This is a genomic window from Alistipes sp. i18-0019-D1, assembly GCF_042852885.1.
Lineage (GTDB): Bacteria > Bacteroidota > Bacteroidia > Bacteroidales > Rikenellaceae > Alistipes.
On record NZ_AP031424.1, the window covers coordinates 1,101,454 to 1,120,691 of the forward strand.

11 protein-coding genes and 1 tRNA gene are annotated in these 19,238 nt (G+C 62.2%); 5 read left to right on the forward strand and 7 right to left on the reverse strand.

What is annotated here, in order from left to right; all coding sequences use genetic code 11:
* The first annotated feature begins 23 nt into the window (after nucleotides 1-23).
* The gene (locus tag ACGHP5_RS04430; RefSeq protein ID WP_337757080.1) at nucleotides 24-1,148 is read left to right on the forward strand and encodes an aldose epimerase family protein; all 1,125 of its coding nucleotides are present in this window, start codon (nucleotides 24-26) and stop codon (nucleotides 1,146-1,148) included.
* Between the two features lie 135 nt (nucleotides 1,149-1,283).
* On the opposite strand, the gene pbpC is transcribed toward ACGHP5_RS04430, so the two are convergent.
* Nucleotides 1,284-3,596 carry a penicillin-binding protein 1C gene (gene pbpC / locus ACGHP5_RS04435; protein WP_390568128.1) on the reverse strand — a complete coding sequence of 771 codons (2,313 nt, stop codon included), beginning with the start codon at nucleotides 3,594-3,596 and terminating at the stop codon, nucleotides 1,284-1,286.
* Nucleotides 3,597-3,669: 73 nt separating this feature from the next.
* Between pbpC and ACGHP5_RS04440 the strand changes: the two genes are divergently transcribed.
* Nucleotides 3,670-8,940 (forward strand): MG2 domain-containing protein, encoded by a 5,271-nt coding sequence (locus ACGHP5_RS04440; RefSeq protein WP_390568129.1) that lies wholly within the window; start codon nucleotides 3,670-3,672, stop codon nucleotides 8,938-8,940.
* Between the two features lie 74 nt (nucleotides 8,941-9,014).
* Here the strand turns inward: ACGHP5_RS04440 and ACGHP5_RS04445 are convergent, their stop codons facing one another.
* The 4 genes from ACGHP5_RS04445 to ACGHP5_RS04460 form a co-directional block, all read right to left on the reverse strand.
* Nucleotides 9,015-10,592 carry a beta-N-acetylhexosaminidase gene (locus ACGHP5_RS04445; RefSeq protein ID WP_390568130.1) on the reverse strand — a complete coding sequence of 526 codons (1,578 nt, stop codon included), beginning with the start codon at nucleotides 10,590-10,592 and terminating at the stop codon, nucleotides 9,015-9,017.
* Nucleotides 10,593-10,615: 23 nt separating this feature from the next.
* Entirely contained in the window at nucleotides 10,616-11,788 is a 1,173-nt protein-coding gene (locus ACGHP5_RS04450) for an FN3 domain-containing metallophosphoesterase family protein (RefSeq protein ID WP_337771396.1), read from the reverse strand.
* Between the two features lie 168 nt (nucleotides 11,789-11,956).
* Nucleotides 11,957-13,315, reverse strand: a complete 1,359-nt coding sequence (locus ACGHP5_RS04455) for a hypothetical protein (protein WP_390568131.1) — start codon at nucleotides 13,313-13,315, stop codon at nucleotides 11,957-11,959.
* Nucleotides 13,316-13,618: 303 nt separating this feature from the next.
* Nucleotides 13,619-14,203: a flavin reductase family protein gene (locus ACGHP5_RS04460; RefSeq protein ID WP_290533756.1), complete on the reverse strand. Its 585-nt coding sequence runs from the start codon at nucleotides 14,201-14,203 to the stop codon at nucleotides 13,619-13,621.
* Between the two features lie 52 nt (nucleotides 14,204-14,255).
* Between ACGHP5_RS04460 and ACGHP5_RS04465 the strand changes: the two genes are divergently transcribed.
* Both ACGHP5_RS04465 and hpf read left to right on the forward strand, forming a co-directional pair.
* The gene (locus ACGHP5_RS04465) at nucleotides 14,256-15,158 is read left to right on the forward strand and encodes a tyrosine-type recombinase/integrase (protein ID WP_390568132.1); all 903 of its coding nucleotides are present in this window, start codon (nucleotides 14,256-14,258) and stop codon (nucleotides 15,156-15,158) included.
* A gap of 24 nt (nucleotides 15,159-15,182) precedes the next feature.
* Complete coding sequence (hpf, locus tag ACGHP5_RS04470) at nucleotides 15,183-15,497, forward strand: ribosome hibernation-promoting factor, HPF/YfiA family (RefSeq protein WP_290533754.1); 315 nt, start codon at nucleotides 15,183-15,185, stop codon at nucleotides 15,495-15,497.
* Nucleotides 15,498-15,654: 157 nt separating this feature from the next.
* On the opposite strand, the gene ACGHP5_RS04475 is transcribed toward hpf, so the two are convergent.
* On the reverse strand, nucleotides 15,655-17,637 hold the full coding sequence (locus tag ACGHP5_RS04475) for a PCMD domain-containing protein (RefSeq protein ID WP_390568133.1): 1,983 nt from the start codon (nucleotides 17,635-17,637) through the stop codon (nucleotides 15,655-15,657).
* Nucleotides 17,638-17,885: 248 nt separating this feature from the next.
* A tRNA-Glu gene (locus tag ACGHP5_RS04480) sits at nucleotides 17,886-17,960 on the reverse strand.
* 141 nt (nucleotides 17,961-18,101) lie between these two features.
* On the opposite strand from ACGHP5_RS04480, the gene ACGHP5_RS04485 reads away from it, so the two are divergent.
* Nucleotides 18,102-18,845 (forward strand): RsiV family protein, encoded by a 744-nt coding sequence (locus tag ACGHP5_RS04485; protein ID WP_390568134.1) that lies wholly within the window; start codon nucleotides 18,102-18,104, stop codon nucleotides 18,843-18,845.
* The last annotated feature ends 393 nt before the right edge of the window (nucleotides 18,846-19,238 follow it).

The window sequence follows — 19,238 nt, forward strand, 5'->3', positions numbered from 1 at the left end:
ACAAAGAACCCAAAAACCGACCCATGAAAAGAAATTTCATCGCATTATGCACCCTGCTGCTGGCTGCCTGCGGAAGCCAGGAGCCGAAAATCACCCTGTTCAGCAACGAGGCCTTCCAGACGGAGGCCGACGGCAAGCCCGTCGGTATCTACACGCTCCATGCGGGCGACGTGACCATGCAGGTCACCAACTACGGCGCACGCGTCGTATCGCTCTGGACCCCCGACCGTGCGGGCAACTACGAAGACATCGTACTCGGCTACGAGACGATCGACCGCTACATCAACAATGACGGCGAACGCTTCCTCGGCGCGGTCGTGGGACCCTACGCCAACCGCATCGCCAAGGGCAGCTTCACGCTCGACGGCACGGAGTACAGCCTGCCGATCAACAACAACGGCCAGACGCTCCACGGCGGGCTCGAAGGCCTGGACCGCGTGGTCTGGGACGTGGTTTCGGCCTCGGAAGACCGTCTGGTGATGAAGTACCTCCACGCCGACGGACAGGAAGGTTTCCCGGGCAACCTGCAGATCGAGATGACCTACTCGCTCACGCCCGAAAACGAGTTCCGCATCGACTACAAGGCCACGACCGACAAGCCGACCGTGGTGAACCTCTCGCACCACCCCTTCTTCAACCTCAAGGGCGAGGGTAACGGCACGATCCTCGACCACGTCGTGACCATCAACGCCAGCCGCACCACGCCGGTCGACTCGGTGCTGATCCCCACCGGGGAGATCGCCGACGTCACGGGCACGCCGTTCGATTTCCGCCAGCCGCACGCCATCGGCGAGCGCATCGGCGCCGACAACGAGCAGCTGCGCAACGGCGCGGGATACGACCACAACTGGGTCCTCGACCGCAAGACCGCGGACGGCATCGAGCCGGCGGCCACGGTCTGGGAACCCGCTTCGGGCCGCACGATCGAGGTGCTGACCGACCAGCCCGCCATGCAGTTCTACAGCGGCAACTTCTTCGACGGCAAAGCGAACGGCAAATACGGCAAACCGCTGCGTTACCGCGAATCGCTGGCGCTCGAAACGCAGAAATACCCCGACAGCCCCAACCACGACAACTTCCCCTCGACCGTGCTGCGCCCGGGCGAAGAATACACGCAGGTCTGCATCTACCGCTTCGGGGTGAAATAAACGCCCGCTCCGGCAGAAACACACGGACGCCGCCGCAAGGGAATCTCCCTGCGGCGGCGTTTTTCGTCCGTCCCGGAACGCCGGGTGCCTGCGGGAATCGGTCCGGGCGGAGACGCCCTGTGCCCGGAATCCGCCCTACCGGCAGCTGAACGCGACGCTTCGGGAGGCCCCGTGTTCGTCGATCACCGTCAGACGGTGACGCCCAGGAGCGGGCCGGACCGACAGTTTGTGCTCCAGCGAGGTCGCACCGAGATACCGGTCGTCGAGATGCCAGAACAGCACGGCGTTGCGGTCGCGGTGCACGGCCGTGAAGACGAGGCTCTGCTGCTCTCCTTCGAGCGACTTCGGGGCCACCAGCACGCGCCCCGGCTGGGGATAGATGATCTCGATGGGGTCGTTTCCCGCCCCGCGGCCCGACAGACCGGGGTGCAGCGGCGGCAGCGGACGGTAGTCCGGGTGCTGTTTCCGGTAGTACCACTCCTGCGCGGGCGGCAGAATGAACATCGGCCTGCGGACGATGCGAGCCGGATCGCAGCAGTCGGTCGTCACGCGGTATTTCAGGTCGGGGCTTAAATTGACGATCCGGTGGTAGGGGCAGACCTCGGCCGGGGTGGCGGTCCGCGGAATCATCAGCGTATCGCGGTCGGGGCACACCTGCGAGGCCAGGAATCCGCTTTGGCGGCAGACCACGGCGGGTTCCAGATCGCCGTAAGGCTCCGCGAACCACTCGCTCCCGGGCAGCAGGCCGAACACCTCGAACAGTACGGGCGCGGCATACCCCACGCCCGTCATCAGCGGCCGCCCCTCGCCCGAACAGTTCCCGACCCAGACACCCACGGCATAGTCGGGCGTCGCCCCGACGGCCCACGCATCGCGGTTGCCGTAGCTCGTCCCGGTCTTCCAGCCGATCTTCTTCGACGAGGCGAAATACTGCCATTCGCCCTCCTCCTCGGGACGCGTGACGCGGCTGATCGCCTCGAACATCAGCCACAGCGCACCCCGCGACAGGGGAATGTCGTCGGCCACAACGGTCGCATCGGACGCCGCGTCGTAGTGCGGCCGGCGGATCGTCTCCTGCCCGTTGAGTTTGGCCGCCATCAGCATATAGGCGGCCGTGAGGTCCCACAGCGTGATCTCCGCGCCGCCCAGAATCAGCGACAGCCCGTAATGGCCGGCGCTGCGGTCGATCGTGCGGAAACCCAGCCCCCGCACCAGCGACAGAAAATTCTCGCGGCCGTATTTGTCGAGCATCCGCACCGACGGGACGTTGAGCGAACGCTCGACCACCCGGTCGGCGGGAACCGCGCCGTCGAACGTGCGGTTGTAGTTCTGGGGCGTGAAATTCCGGTAATAGGTCGGCACGTCGGGGAAAAGCATCGTCGGAAGCGCCGTGCCGTCGTCCAGCATCCCGGCGTAGAGGATCGGTTTGAGCACGCTGCCGCTGCTGCGCCGCGCGGGGATGACATCGACGCTGGTTCCCGCGCTCCGGTCCCCGGGATCGTAGACGTTGCCGGCGTAGGCCAGCACCTCCCCGCTCCGCACGTCCATCACCACGACGGCCAGGTTGTTGATCCGGTTGCCCCGGTACTGCGCGTTGTAACGCCTCGCCAGCGCGTTCACCCGCCCCTGAAGGCCGGCGTCGAGCGTCGAGTGCAGCGCCCCGGTGCGCATCCTGCCCAGCAGGTGCATCGCCTCCATCGGCATCGGTTCGGGAGCCTCGGGCAGCGGCTCCAGCTTGGCCAGGGCACACGTCAGGGAGTCGATGTGCCCGCCGCTCCGGATCCGGTCAAGCAGTCCGTCGCGCTTCGCGCGCAGCCGTTGGCGGTTGCGCTTCATGTGGATCAGCGAAGGCGCGTTGGGCAGCACGGCCAGCAGGGCGCTTTCGGCCCACGAAAGGTCCCGCGCGCTGCGGCCGAAATAGTACCACGAGGCGCTCTCCAGCCCCACGACATTGCCGCCGAAGGGCGCATGGGCGGCATACAGGGCCAGGATTTCATCCTTCCCGCAGCGCATTTCGAGCCGCAGGGCCAGCACCGCTTCGACGAATTTTTCACCCAGGGTCCGGGGCTTTCCGCCGCGGCTCAGGCGGATGGTCTGCATCGTGAGCGTGCTCGCGCCGCTCTCGATCCGCCCCGCCGCGAGATTCTGCCCCACGGCGCGCACCAGGGCCAGCGGATCGACCCCGAAATGGCGGTCGAAACGCTTGTCCTCGTAAGTCGTGACGGCGGTGCGGAACTTTTCGGGCACGCTGTCCGTCGGAAAGAAACGCCACTGCCCGTCGGGGGCGACCTTCGCCGAGAGCAGCCGCCCGTCGCGGCTCCACACCGTCGCGGAGAACGGCTCGTCGAAGAGCGTCCGCGGCAGGGCGAAGAAAAACCCCGCGGCGGGCAGCAGGGTAAGCCCGACCGCGAGGAGGCAGATTCTTTTTTTCGACACTATTTTTGACATATTTTATATATCTTTGGTGAAAGATATGCACACCCCGCCGTATCCAACGCAAAGTTACCTAAAAAAACGCACCATGAAAACATTCCGCGCCGCATTATTTGCCCTCATCGTCCTGCTGTCCGCCGCCTGCAGCCGCCCGGCGAGCGACATCGTCGAGTCGTCGACCAACGGACTTTCGGGCGTCCGGATGCCGGTCCAGGTGACCCTCCGCGAGGGCGTCGAGCTGGCGAAAGGCGACCTGAAGGACGCCGTATCGTTCACCCCGGCGGCCGACATCGAAGTTTCCCGGCAGGGCGTGCGGATGCTGCGCATCGTCCCGAAATCGCCCCTGAAAAGCGACACCCGCTACAAGGTGACGCTCGACGCGTCGAAACTCACCGGCGGGAAGGCCCGAGGCGTCGCCCAGTTCGAATTCTCGACGCCGAAACTGCGGTTCTCCTACAACCCCTGCTGGCTGCAGCAGAGCGACGACCTGAAATACTACGTGCTGGTCGGCGAAACGGTTTCGTCGGACTACGCCGCCGCCGACTACGTGGAGCAGCGGCTCAGGATCAAGGGACTTCTGAAGCCCGAAGTGGCATGGACCCATTCGGAGGACGGCACGGTCCACAAATACCGGGTCGAGAACATCCCGACCCGCAGCGACGAAAGCTACAAGCTGACCCTCGACTTCGACCTCGACCCGAAGCGGAACGTCGAGATGGAGGTCCCCCGCAAGGGCGAATACATCGTACTGGACCATACCGTGCAGACCGAGCCGCTGGCCGTGGTCGTCACCTTCTCCGAGCCGCTCAAGCCCAACCAGGATTTCAAAAGCCTGATCCGCTTCGACCCGAAATTCCGGACCTCGGTCGACCGGAACCGCCTCTACATCTACCCCGAAACGCAACTCACGGGCAATTACGAGGTCGAAATCAGCCGCGAGGTGCAGAACAAGGCGGGACGCCGGCTCGATGAAAGCTGCACCTTCACGGCCGTGCTACCCTCGCAGGCTCCCGCGATCCGCTTCACGGGCAAAGGCTCCATCCTGCCCTCGTCCAACCGCATGAGCCTGCTGTTCGAATCGGTGAACTTCGCCCGGGCGCGGGTCCGCGTGCGGAAGATCTTCGCCAACAACCTGCTGCAATTCTTCCAGCGGAACTACTACGGCGACACCTATTTCTCCGACATGGAGTACGTCTCCCGCGTCGTCCGCGACACGACCATCGACCTGGGGGGCAAGGCCTCGACGCGGCTCGACCGCACCAACAGCTACTCGCTGGACCTCAGCCGCCTGATCACCGACAGCCGAAAGTCGATGTACCTGCTCGAAATCAAGGGCGTCGACCCGCTGATTCCGGTCGGGGACAACGACTACGACTACTATTTCGGCGACTACCGGACCTACGCCGAGCGGTCGAAGGTCGTCATAGAGTCCGACATCGGCATCATCTGCAAGAGCAGCGGCGACGGAGAGATAGTCGTCTACACCACCGACCTGGTCTCGGCGCTCCCGAAAGGCAGCTGCAAGGTCCGGGCCTACGACCGCCAGAACCAACAGCTGGCCGAAGCCGTCACCGACTCCGAGGGACGGGCCGTGCTGAAATGCGGGGACGAACCCTACATGGTTCTGGCCGAGGCGGACGGCGACGCGGCCTTCGTCCGGGTGGAGCGGGGTGCGGCGCTTTCATTGAGCAATTTCGACGTGGGCGGCACGACCGACACGAAGGGGATAAAGGGCTACCTGTTCGGCGAACGGGGCGTCTGGCGCCCGGGCGACGAGATCTACCTCACGCTGATCGTCGCCTCGGACAACCCGCTGCCGGAGAACCACCCGGCGTCGCTGGAGTTCTACAACCCCAACGGGCAGCTGGTGCAGTCGGCGGTCAGCAGCGGTTCTTCGGACGGGATTCATACATTCAAATTACAGACGACGCCCGCCTCCCCCACGGGAATCTGGCGCGCGAAGGCGGCCTTCGGCGGCGCGGTGTTCGAGAAAAACATCCGCGTGGACGCCGTCAAACCCAACCGGATGAAGATCGAGATGCGTCTGGGCGACGGACAGACCGTCGACGCCAAGGAGTTCACGGGCCGACTGACGGCCCGGTGGCTGCACGGCACACCGGCCGCAGGGTCCAAGGTCACGCTCCAGGCGCAGCTGTCGCAAATCCCGACGCGCTTCAAGGGCTATGCCGACTATTCGTTCGACGACGCCACGAAGCAGTTCGCCCCCGAGGAGCGGGAGATCGTCTCCGGCACGACCGACGCCAAGGGCACGCTGCAACTGACCACCGACCGGCTCTCCTCGCTGGAAGGGTTGAGTCCGGGGATGCTGAGCGGCAAATTCACCGTCAAGGTCTTCGAAAAGAGCGGTGACTTCAGCGTCGACCAGCAGATCGCGGCCGTCTCGCCCTACGACGCCTATTTCGGCATCGGCGTAACCGCCCAGCAAAGCGACTGGGGCGAGGAATACCTCGACAGCAAACGCGACCATGCGCTGCGGCTCGTCCTGCTCGACGCCCGGGGCCGCCCCGTGACGGGCACGGAGGAGGCGACCGTGACGGTTTACAGGATGAGTTCCTACTGGTGGTGGGACGCCTCGTCGGCGGCCTCCCAGGCCCGCTACGCCAAGAGCGCGCTCAACGCCCAGTACAAAACCCTCCGGACCACCCTCTCGAACGGCAGAGGACAGGTCACGATGCGCTGGAGCGCCGGCGATTACGGCTATTACCTCGTTCGCGTGACGGGTGCCCGGCAGGCGCATTCGGCGACGTGCGTCGTCTGCGTGTCGTCGTCCGACTACCGGGGCGACGTCTCCTCGGTGACCGACGCCGCGACACGCCTGGCCATCGCCCGCGACAAGGACAAATACGTGCCGGGCGACAGGGCGAAGATCACCATCCCTTCGTCCCCGGGCGCACGGGCGCTGGTGAGCGTCGAGAGCGGCAGTTCGGTGCGCGAAAGCCGCTGGATCGAGTGCACCGACCGGCAGACCTCCTTCGAAATTCCCGTCAGGGAGGGCATGGCCCCGAACGTCTACGTCTCGGTGACCCTCGTACAGCCCCACGGCAACACGCTCAACGATGCGCCGATGCGGCTGTTCGGCGTCCTGCGGCTTCCGGTCGAGGACGTCGGCACACGCCTTGCGCCCGTCGTCGAGATGCCCGAGTCGGTGAAGCCCGAGTCGGAAATCACGATCCGGGTCCGCGAGCAGAACGGCCAGCGGATGAGCTACGTGCTGGCGCTGGTCGACGAGGGGCTGCTGGGGCTGACGCGTTTCAAGACGCCCGACCCCTACCTCTATTTCAATGCCACCGAAGCGCTGGGCGTCCGCACGTGGGACCTGTTCGACTATGTGATCGGCGCCTACGGCGGCCGCATCGAGCAGTTGTTCGCCATCGGCGGCGACGCCGAGCAGCCCAACACCGGAGCGCTCCGGGCGCAGCGGTTCAAACCCGTCGTGCGGTTCCTCGGCGCCGAGAGGCTGGCCGCCGGGAAGACCAACACCCACAGGATCGCGCTGCCGCCCTACTTCGGATCGGTGCGCGTGATGGTCGTAGCCTCCAACGGCCGCGCCTTCGGCTCCGCGGCGAAAGAGGTCGCCGTGAAAAAGCCGCTCCTGGTGCAGGCGACCCTGCCCCGCGTGGTCTCCACGGACGAGGAGATCGAACTCCCGGTCACGGTCTTCGCCCTCGAAAAAGGGGTCGGCAAAACCGACGTCCGGGTGACCGTGAACGAAGCGTTCTCCGTGGTCGGGCCGCAGAGCCGGAGCGTCGTCCTCGGCGACGAGGGCGAACAGGTCGTCACCTTCCGGCTCAAGGCGGGCCGGCAGACCGGGATCGGGAAGGTCCGCGTCACGGCGGCCTCTTCCGACGACAACTCCGCCTCGGAGATCGAGATCGACGTGCGGGAGCCGAATCCCTACGTCACGACCTCGGAGGAGCACATCCTCCAGCCGGGCGAAACGGTCCGGGTGAAGCCCCTGAAAGCCTCCGGGACCGCCCGTCTGGAACTTTCGTCGATTCCTCCGATCGACCTTTCGCGCCGCCTCGAATACCTCGTGCGCTACCCCCACGGCTGCATCGAGCAGATCACCTCGGGAGCCTTCCCGCAACTCTACCTGCCCTCCGTCGCGGAGTGCGACGAAGAGATGTTGCAGGACATCGACCGCAATATCAAGAGCGTCCTGTCGCGGCTGGGGAGCTATCAGCTCTCCAACGGCGCATTCGCCTACTGGAGCGGCGGAACCTCACCCTCGGAGTGGGGCACGGCCTATGCGGTCCATTTCATGACCGAGGCCGCGAAATACGGCTACGCCGTCGACCGGACGACGCTCGACCGCGCGCTCAAATACCTGCGCGGCAGCACCTTCGACAATCCGCTGACGCTGGCCTACGCACAATACGTCCTCGCCCTCGGCGGCACACCCGACCGGGGTGCCATGAACCGCCTGCGGGAGAAGTCGGCGCAGGCCGGCAGCGATGCGCGATGGCTGCTGGCCGCGGCCTACGCCCTCGACGGCAACCGGAAGGTGGCCGAAGAGCTGACTGCACAGACCGCCAACACGGCGGCTCCGAAGGCCGACCCCTACGACGGAACCTACAACAGTCCCGAACGGCAGATGGCGATCGTGCTGATGACACAGACGCTGTTAGGACAGCGCGAAGCGGCGTTCCGCACGGCCCTCACAATGTCCGACATCCTGAAGAAAGACAAGTGGCTGAGCACGCAGTCGACGGCCTGGATGCTCAACACGCTGGTCAACTTCGCCTCCACGGGACAGACGGGCATCGACGCCCGGGTCGGCCGCGAACAGCTGCGGAGCGCCAAGTCGATCGCCTCCATGCCGCTCACCGCAGAGACCGAGGTGAAGAACACCGGCACGGGCAGCCTCTACCTGGTCGTGAGCCAGAGCTACACGCCCGGCAAGGGCGAGGAGGCGGAAGCCGCGAGCGGCCTGAAGATCGACGTCCGCTACCGGGACATGAACGGCGCGCCGCTCGACCCGCAATCGGTCGCCGTATCGACGGACTTCTACGCCGTGGTGACCATCACGAACACCAGCGGCTACGAGCGCTACGCCGACCTGGCCCTGACGCACATCGTCCCGGCAGGCTGGGAGATCACCTCCGAACGGGACCTTTCGGCGGTCACCTACCAGGACATCCGCGACGACCGGGTCCTGAGCTACTTCGACCTCCGGAGCGGCGAGAGCAAGGAGATCCCGATCAAGCTGACCGCAGCCTACAAGGGCCGCTACTACCTCCCCTCGGTCTACTGCGAGGCGATGTACGACAACTCGGTGCGGGCGCTCCGGAAGGGCGAATGGATCGAGGTCGTCGGGCAGACGCCGGCCGGAAACTGACCGCACGGCCCTGAAATAACGAAACATCCCCGTAATGCCAATACATTACGGGGATGTTTTTGCAGACCGGACGGTTATTCGTCCTTGCCTTCGAAGAAATAGGTGGCGTAGTTCAGCCCCGCCGTATCGTAACATTTGCGCAGGGAGTTCATACGGTGTTTGAAGTCGTCGAAATCCTTGCGGTCGTAGGACCAGCCCACCTCGGCGATGGCGGCCAGGCGCGGCAGCAGCATGTGCTTCAGGTGCGGGAACGTGGCGATGTACTCGGTCCAGAGGTTACCCTGCACGCCGAGGATGTAGGAACGCTCCCCGGGCGTAAGCTGGTCGTAGGGGTCCAGTTCGTAGACCTTGCGCATCGGGACATAGCCGCCGATGGCCATCGGCTCCTTCGCGGGAGTCTTGGTCTGGTAGTAGTCCAGGTAGCAATGGACGTTGGGCGTCATGATGACGTGGTTGCCGGCCTTGGCCGCCGCAATGCCGCCCTTCGAGCCGCGCCACGACATGACGGTCGCCGTGGGCGAAACGCCGCCTTCGAGAATCTCGTCCCAGCCGATGATCTTCCGGCCGTGCTCGCGGAGCCACTTTTCCATGCGGCGCACCGTGTAGCTCTGGAGTTCGAATTCGTCCTTCAGTCCCTCGGCCTTGATGCGCTCCTGGCACAGCGGACACTGCTTCCAGCTCTCCTTCGGGCACTCGTCGCCGCCGATATGGATAAACTCCGAGGGAAAGAGCTCCAGCACCTCGGCGAAGACGTTCTGCAGGAATTCGAACGTCGTCTCCTTACCCGGGCAGAAGACCTCCTTGCTGATGCCCCAGCGCCGGCGCACCTCGTAGCCTTCGCCCTTGCAGCCCAGCCACGGATAGGAGGTGAGCGCCGCGACGGCATGACCCGGAAGTTCGATTTCGGGAATCACCGTGACGTAGCGGTCGGCGGCGTATTTCACGATCTCGCGGATCTGCTTCTGCGTGTAATAGCCGCTGTGGGGCGTCTTATCATACTCGTTCGAGGTGTGGTGGTGGCCGATGAGCGTCTCCTTGCGCACCGACCCGACGCGCGTCAGCTCGGGGTATTTTTTGATCTCGATACGCCAGCCCTGGTCGTCGGTCAGATGCCAGTGGAACTTGTTGAGCTTGTGCATGGCGAGGATGTCGATATACTCCTTGACCTCGTCCACCGTCCAGAAATGGCGGCAGGGGTCGAGCATGCCCCCGCGGTGGGCGAAATAGGGTTTGTCGCTGACCGTCACGGCGGGCAGGACGCCTCCGCCGTCGACGACCAGCTGGTGCAGACTCTGCAGTCCGTAGAACACGCCCTGCGGCGTACCGCCGCGCACCTCGACGCCCGAAGGAGTCACGGCGAGCGTATAGGCCTCGGCCTCCAGCGAGCCGTCCACCGCCAGGCGGATGTCACCCCCGGCGGCGGTCTTCATCACCCCTCCGACGACGGGCGCGACCTCCCCGGCGAAAATCCGGGCCGAGCGGCGCAGTTCGGCATCCTTGCCGACGCCGATCACAGTCGATGCGGTTACGGTGAAAGTCCCCGCGCCGGGCGTTACCGAGAGGGGTTTGGGAACGATGCTGGCCTCGGGTCCCGCCCCGAAGGCTGCGCACGACAGACCGACGGCGCACAGCGAAAAAAAGAGTCTCTTCATATTGATTCAGGTTCTGGTTGAAATTATGGTTTCAGTGGAAATTCGTGCGTATGGACCGTCTTTTCGCGCGGACCGACGATCCGGACGCGGATCAGGCTGTCCGCAACGTCGCAGCGCACGTAGCTTCGGTTGTCGTTGACCACGACCGGGAACCGCGTACCCTGCTCCCCGGCCGGCCGGAACGAATAACAATGGTCGTGGCCGCAAAGCATCAGGTCGATCCCGGCTTCGTTGAGCACCGGCACGAAGAGTTCGTTCAGGTGGACGCTCCCGTGCCAGGCCCCGGCCGCAGGCGGGATGTGGAGCAGGACGATGCGCGCCGAGGCCGTGAGGAACTCCTCCGAGCGCACGGCCTTTTTCAGCCATTCGCACTCCTCGGTGCGGTAGGCGTCGTAATCGGCCAGCCCGTTGTACTCCGCATGGTCGTCGGGCTTGTCCTCGCCGCAGTCGAGCAGCAGGATGCAGACGTCGCCGTAGCGATAAATACCGTAGAACCGCCCGTCCTGCCCGGGGAAATAATCCCCGAGGCTGTCGGCGAAGACACCGCGCGTCTCGTGGTTGCCGCGGGTGAACAGGATCGGGGTTTCGGCGGCGAAAAGCGCGGCCGAGGCGTCGAGGTAGGCCTTGAAAAGCTGCTCCCCGCTCTCGACGCTGCTCGACATGTCGCCGTTGAAGGCCACGAATCCCAGCTCGGAAAAGTCCACATGCTTGCAGAGCCGGGTCAGGTAGTCGGCCTTGCCGTGGATGTCGTTCAGCACGAGGAAGGAGCATGCGGAACCCGCAGCCGGGAAGGTGCGGAACCCGTAGGCCCGGCGCCGAGCCGCATCGGCGTCGACGGTCTTTCCGTAGGTGACGTTGTTGACGTCGGGCCACGACTGGACCTCCTGCGAAAAGATCCGGTAACGGTAGCCGGTCCCGGGTTGCAGCCCCCGGACACGAACGGCGTGGAGCGTCCTGCCGGCCAGTTTGCGGCCCGCGACGGTCTGGTAATAGCGCGGCTGCGGGGGTGCGGGCGCAAGGCTGTCGGCGGGAGAGGCCTCGACCCACGAAAGCGCGGGCCTGCTGGTGGTCCAGACCACCGTCACCCCGTCCTGCGACATGTCGCACAGGTAAGGTCCGTGCGTAATTCGGAGTTCCTGGGCGGCGGCCGTCAGTGCGAAAGCCAGCCCCGCCAACACGAAAAGCAATTTCTTCATCCTATTTCCGGTTGATCGCCTCGTCGGCAAAGGTTTCGGTTTCCACGCGGACGGGAAACCGGATTTTACGCCATGCAAGATAGCGATTATTCGCGAAACAACCGCATTAAAGACAAAAAAAGGAGGCGAACCGGTTTCCGTTCGCCCTCTTTTCGTTATTTTTCGCGTTTACTTTATCCGTTCGAGAAGTTCCTCCTTGCGGTCGGAATCCTTGAGCATCGCCACGAAATAGCGGGCGTCGGCCCGGTTGGCGGCCGAAGGGTCGGCCTCGTAAACCTCCACGAAATGTTCGGCATGCGCAGCCAGGGCGTGCCGGCAGTCGAAGTTGACGGCCAGCACCTCCGCGCCTTCCGCGGCCTCCCTGCCGGGCGCCCACGAGAGGCCCGTGACCGTTTCGCCGCCCCCGACGGCGGTGCAGGACGCAGGATCGACACCCGAAACGTTCAAGGTCAGCGACGGATAATAGAAATACAGCCCGCCGGGCAGCGTGACGGTCAGCGTCAGCGCGTCTTCCCCGGCCCGGGTCTCCACGACGGCATGCCGGCGCAGGTAGTTGTATTCGAAATACTCCTCGGGAGCGGGCATCCACATGCAGTCGTCGCCGTCCTTGCCGTGGGTGTTGTTGAGCCACAACAGCATCTCGGACCACGTGCGGTCGGTTCCGTGCACACCGATATTCACCGCCTCGCGCTCGGCTACGGGACGTGCCAGCTGCGCTTCGATCACCCCCGGGATATCCTTGGGCTGCCAGAATCCCCGGTCGAGCACAGTCTTCACCAGATCGCCCTCCACGGCGAAAGGCCGGAGCCGCCCGCCGCCCGATTGCACGAAAATCGTCTGAATCGGATCATAGCTCATAGCCGCCGTGACATAGGTCTTGTTGCCGTTGGGTTCGGCCAGCATCTTGCAGCCGCGGCCCGAAAGGCGGTCGAGGACGATCTGCTGCGCAATGCCGTAATGGCGGAGGATCGAGTCGGGCAGGTTGACCGACGGGGTGTTCATGTCGTGCAGGGCGATGCCGACGCCGTAGTTGAGCATCTCCCGAACATCGCCCCACATCAGGCCCTTCTGCATGAAGAAACGGTAGTAATTGTCCGTATAGCCCGGCTTCACCGTGGCCTCGGCGTCCATGTAATCCCATTCGGGGGAGATCGTCGTGGTGAAGGCGAAGCGCACTTCGCGCCCCGTTCCGTCGGTCGAGCCGAGCGTCTTGCCGAAGCCGTAGGTATCGGGCGGCATGTCGCCGCCGCGCAGGTGCGCCGCCGTATAAAAATAGGTGTCCGAAAGGGGACGTCCGTTAATCGCCGCCCAGGTCGTCGAAAAAGCCGCCTGTTTGCAGTCGTCCTGCGTCAGCAGCACCAGCAGCGACTTGTTGTATTTCAGGGGAGGGATTCCGACCCGCACCTGCGAGAGATCGGTCCCGGGTTCGAACGCCAGCGTGATTTCGGCCGTTACCTGCCGGGGTTCATCGCCGAAAGGATAGACGTATTCCGCGGGGGGGGGGGAAATCGGGGTTGTCCGGATCATCGGGGTCCGGGCTTACCGGCTTGGGCATCTTGACGCAGCCCGCCAGCAGCAGAGCCGCCGAGGCGAACAACAGGGAAGAGGCGACGAGAGGTGTTTTCATAAAACAAAAGTACAAAAAAACGGACGGGTTCAAAACCGAATCGTATATATTCCGGTAAAATATTCCGGCTGATAAAAAGGCGCTACAACACCGAAGGCACAAAACCCGGACGGATCCAAAACCGAATCGTGTGCAGCCCGGCAAAACGCTCCGGCTGATAAAAGGGGCGTTACGCCCCCCGAAGGTACGAAAAATAGGAGGCGTCAGCGTTTTTTCTGCGCCTTTTTCTTTTTGCGCACCGACCAGCCGAAATGACCCAGCGCCTCGCCCAGCGCGAAATACTCGCCGTGGGAGTAGACGATCGGATCGGCCCGTTCGAGGCAGAACCGGCCCGTCGCCGGGTCGATGTAGGCCTCGTCGGCCTGGACGCCGACCACCTCGGCCACGAACATGTCGTGGGTCCCGAGCGGCAGCACCTGCCGGACACGGCATTCGATGTTGACGGGGGATTCGGCGATGAGGGGCGCGGCGACCTTTTCCGACGGCACGGCCGTCAGGCCCATCTCGCGGAACTTGTCGTAGTCGCGGCCCGAGCGCACCCCGCACCAGTCCGCGGCGCGTGCCAGACGGCGCGTCGTGAGGTTGATGACGAACTCGCCCGTGCGGCTGATGATCGCATGGGAATGGCGTTCGGGACGCACCGAGATAAAACACATCGGCGGGTCGGAGCAGACCGTCCCGGTCCACGCCACGGTCAGCATGTTATACTCCCCGGGCGCCGCGCCGCAGCTCACCAGCACCGCCGGCAGCGGATAAAGCACCGTCCCCGGTTTCCAGTTCTGCTTCATTCGATTTCTTTTTCGGAACAAAGGTACAGGTTTTTCCTTATCTTTACCGCATATGATCGCAGATTTTGTCCGATACCTCGAAGCCGAACGCCGCTACTCGCCGCTCACGGTCCGCAACTACCGCCACGACGTGGAGCAGTTCCTCGCGTGGCTGGGGGTCGACGACGCACAGTTCGAGCCGCGGCGGATCACCACGGACGACATCCGCGAATGGATTCTCTACCGCACCGAAACGGGCCGCGTGAGCGCCGCCACGATGAACCGCGAGGTATCGTCGCTGCGTGCGCTGTTCCGCTGGCTGCTCCGCACGGGAGCCATCGACCGCGACATCATACACCCGATCTCCTCGCTGCGGACTTCGCGGCGACTGCCGGCCTTCGTCCCCGAAAGCCGCATGAGCGGCATCGTCAGCGAATGCGAATACGACACCGAGGATTTCACCCGCGAGCGCAATTCGCTGATCATACTCCTCCTCTACGCCTGCGGTCTGCGCCTGGCGGAACTGGTCGGCATCGACCGCGGCGACTTCTCCGCGGACTTCTCGTCGCTGCGCATCCGGGGCAAGGGAGACAAGGAGCGGATAGTCCCGATCCTCGAATTCGTACGCGAAAAGATTTTACATTACATCGGGTTAATTGAGAGGCAAAATATTTGCATTTCATCGGAAAAAGCACTATTTTTAACACACAAAGGGAAACGCATATCCCGGACGGCGGTGTACCGCACGGTGCAGGAAGAACTGGGCAGGGCGGGCGTACAGGGCAAGAAAAGCCCCCATGTGCTGCGGCACACATTCGCCACCCACCTTCTGAACGCAGGCGCCGATATGCGCGAAATACAGGAACTCCTCGGGCACGCCTCGCTGCAGGCCACACAGGTCTACACGCACAACAGCATCGCCAAGCTCCGGGAGGTTTACGCGAAGGCCCATCCCCGCGAAAAGGGAGGCAAATGATTAACTTTTATAAACTGTAAGGCTATGAACGTACAGATTCAATCCGTGAAATTCGACGCCGACAAACGGCTCGTCGAATTCGTGAATGCCAAAATGGCGAAGTTGGACCGCTTTGCGGAGCGCTCGACCGGAGCCGAGGTCATTCTCAAACTCGATAAGGACCACGAAAAAGGAAACAAATTCGCAACCATCACGCTGCACATGCCCGGCGAGGATCTGGTGGCCTGCCACCAGTCGAAAGCCTTCGAGGAGTCGGTCGACGAAGCCATCGACGCCCTGAAACGCCAGCTGGACAAATTCAAGGCGAAATTCGAAAAACAAACCCCCACCAACCTTTAATACCTTAACTAACCAACGCCGCGACGGCCGCCTTATCGAAAGGCGGCCGTCGCATTTTTTCGGGAGCAGGACAAACGAAAGAAGAACCCGGTCCGAATACCCTGCCTACTCACCGCCCTGCTCCCTGCGGGCACTGAACCGGGTACCTGGTTTCAGATCAATAAACCCACTCGAAATCGTCGACCTGCATCGTATTCGTCGAACAACCCGTCAGGTAGTCACCGCGCACGCTGGTCGCACACGAGATCACGAGCGAGAACTTATCGGCAGCCGGTTTTCCGGCTTTCTCCACATACCAATCGATCGGAAGCGTGGCCTCGATCCAGCCGGCAGCAGTCTGCGTAATGACCAGATCGCCGTAACCGAGAATCGCACCTTCGTCGACGCTCGTCATGGTCGCGGGATCCCACATGCCGGTAGGAGCCGTCATACCCGAAGTCACACCGTGCTGGGCCGTCCAGTCGACGACGGCGACGAAAATGCGCGCGCGATCCTGCTTATCCTTGTAGGACGCTCCGTCGGGATCGTTCGAACCCACTTTGTCGATCTTGCCGACCTGCGCCTTATAGCGAACCTTCAGGGCGCGGGGACGCGCCGTCCAGGCATAGGGCTTACCGAAATTGACCGTTCCGGAAAGACCCGTGTAATTGAAATCGCCGGTGAACATATTCCCCGGGGCAAACACGAAGCCCATCACCATTTGCGCGGAAAGAATCGCCGTCCCGGCCTCCGTTTCATCCTCCCGGCAAAGCGGCGTAAAGAGTTTAGGGGTTCCGTCCTCGTTGTATTGTTCGAGGAAAGCATTGTTGCCGCTGTCCCAAAGCTTTACGCCTTCGGGATTGGGATAAGTAATCGGATACTCACCGTTACTGGCATCGAGCCAGATTCTCTTCGACCAGCCCGACATGTCGCCGTTGGGAATCTTATCCCCGGCCGCCGTAGCGAACTCCTTGCTGGCGAGGGTCTCTCCGTCCTTTGCGACACGCACTTCGTAAGTCGTAGCGGCAAAAATACCCGTACCGGCCTGAATGCTGTGAATGTCCAACTCGGCATCGTTCTTCGCCGAGGTCCAGACGGGAGCGAGGCTGTACTTCGCGCCTTCGACGAGCACGGCGTCGGTCCAGTCGGCGGCGCCCTTTACGCGATACTGCACGCTGCCGCCTTCGGGAACATTCGCAGCCGTAACGGTCGCGGTATTGGCCCACAGATCGGCATCGTTGTTATAGGTCAGAGCCGCCTTGCCCGTCAGATGGCAGGTCAGGGTTTTGGTCGTGCTCTTACCCTTCGCATCAGTCACCTTCAGGATGAACTTATGATCCGAAGTTTCATTGTAAATCTGCGCGATCATCGGAACAAGCGCCGAAATATCGAACGTCAGCGCCGTTTTGCCCGAAACGGCATCCCCGGAAGGGAACCCGAGCGCGCCGAGCGCTTCGGCCATGCTGCCGGGATTCACGAGGTTCAACTCGGTCGCCAAGCCTACCGTAGCGAGCATTTCGGCCGTCAGAGCCGGAGAGTCGATCGTAACCGTAAAGCCCTCAATAGCACCGGGAGCCGTTACCGACACCTTGACCGACATCGGAGTCGTGATCTCCTGCGGTTGGTCGATGTCGCCACCGTCCAATGCAATGGTCGGAGCTGCGGTCAGGTGACATGTGAGCGTTTTGGTCGTACTTTGTCCTTTCGCATCGGTCACTTTCAGGATGAACTTGTGGTCCGAAGTTTCGTGATAGATCTGCGCAATCATCGGAACAAGCGCCGAAATATCGAACGTCAGCGCCGTTTTGCCCGAAACTGCATCCCCGGAAGGGAACCCGAGCGCGCCGAGCGCTTCGGCCATGCTGCCGGGATTCACGAGGTTCAACTCGGTCGCCAAGCCTACCGTAGCGAGCATTTCGGCCGTCAGAGCCGGAGAGTCGATCGTAACCGTAAAACCCTCAATAGCGCCGGGAGCCGTTACCGACACCTTGACCGACATCGGAGTCGTGATCTCCTGCGGCTGGTCGATGTCACCGCCGTCCAATGCAATGGTCGGAACAGCGGGGGGGGGTGTCTCATCGTCCGTGCCGTCATCCCCGCACGCCACGAAGAGGGCGGCCATCATGGCCATAGCCATGGTCATAGACACTAATTTTTTCATAATCATACTATTAAAATAAAAATTCTATTTGCAATTTTGAAGCAAAAATAGAGGACCGGTGCGACGGCGGCAAATTAATTCAATGAACCGCACAACAATCATCACCAACAGCGTTTTTTTAATAACGAACAGAATCGGCTCGCTGAAGGAATATATCGGAAGGAAAGGAGGAGGCGCGAAAACGGTCGGGATCAATCCCGGACCGATCCCAAACAAAAAACGGCCGCACTTGCGTGCAGCCGTCGGTTTGGTAGTGGATAGGGGATTCGAACCCCTATGTCATGCGTGAGAGGCATGTATCCTAACCCTTAGATGAATCCACCGGTTTGGTTTTGTGGTGCAAAGATAACGCCTTCTTTCGAAACTCCAAAATTTTCCGGCAAAAACTGTGATTTTTTTCGTTTTTGGACGCCGCAAATGCTTTTTGAGCTATCTTTACAGATAGACATAAAAACGTATTCGCCATGAAATTCCGTACCCTCGCCCTCCTGGCCGCCGCACTGACGGTCGGGTCCTGCACGAAACGCCCCGTCCAGCCGCAGTTCACCGTCGTAAGCGCCGACTCGCTGGTCAGCGGAAACGGTTTCTCCTGCGGCTTCGAATACCGCTTCGCCTCGATCTCCAACGCCGAGGACTCCCCCGCCCTCGCAGCGATCGAACGGGCGAACATCGGCCGCTTCTTCGAACTGGAGAACTTCGAAGGGACGCCCCGGGAGGCTGCTTCGGCCGCGATCCGTCAGGTCACCAGCGACATGACGCCGCCCGGGAACGCAGCGGAAAGTAGCGCCCGCCCGGCATGGAAGGGCGAAATCTCGGCCGAATCCGAAGGGTCGGTCGTCGACACGCTCCTTTGCTACGTGATCACACGGTCGAGCTACACGGGCGGAGCGCACGGCATCTACGGTACGGAATGTTACAACTATTCGCTGGCAGGCGGTTACGAAATCACGACGGCCGACCTGTTCACCGAAGCGCAGCTGGAGCGGCTCAACCGGCTGATCCGCGAAGATATATGCAAACAGTACGGGGTCCGGAGCGACGAAGAGCTGGAGACGAAAGGATTTTTTCCGGAATACATCGGCGTAACGGAGAATTTCCTCGTCACGCCCGAAGGCATTACGTTCTACTACAATCCTTACGACATCGGGTGTTACGCGCTCGGAAGCGTCGAGGTGAGCGTGAGCCGCGAGCAACTGGCCGGACTCTGACGTTCTCCCGCCCGGAAGGAAAAGAAAAAAGGTCCGAGTCTCACGACTAGGACCTTCTTTTTCGGCGGGGAACCACCCCTCCGAAAATGAGGTTCAATCGGAGGTATTCGACCGCGGAACGAGTACCGCTCCTTTGGTCTTAGTAACGGACAATCCGTTACAACCTGCCGATTTCCTCAACCAACCTAAAACTACTAACCTAAATGAACCTTAAAACTTCACTGCAAAGATAAGGGGGATTTTTCAATTACGCAAATATTTTACGAATATATTAAATATATTTAACAATTTGGTAACATTGGCAAACCAATAAAACTACTTACCCGATTAAGTAAATACTCTCGCAAGTATTTAATCCTAAACCCATTCAACGCAACACCGCGGCCTGAAAAC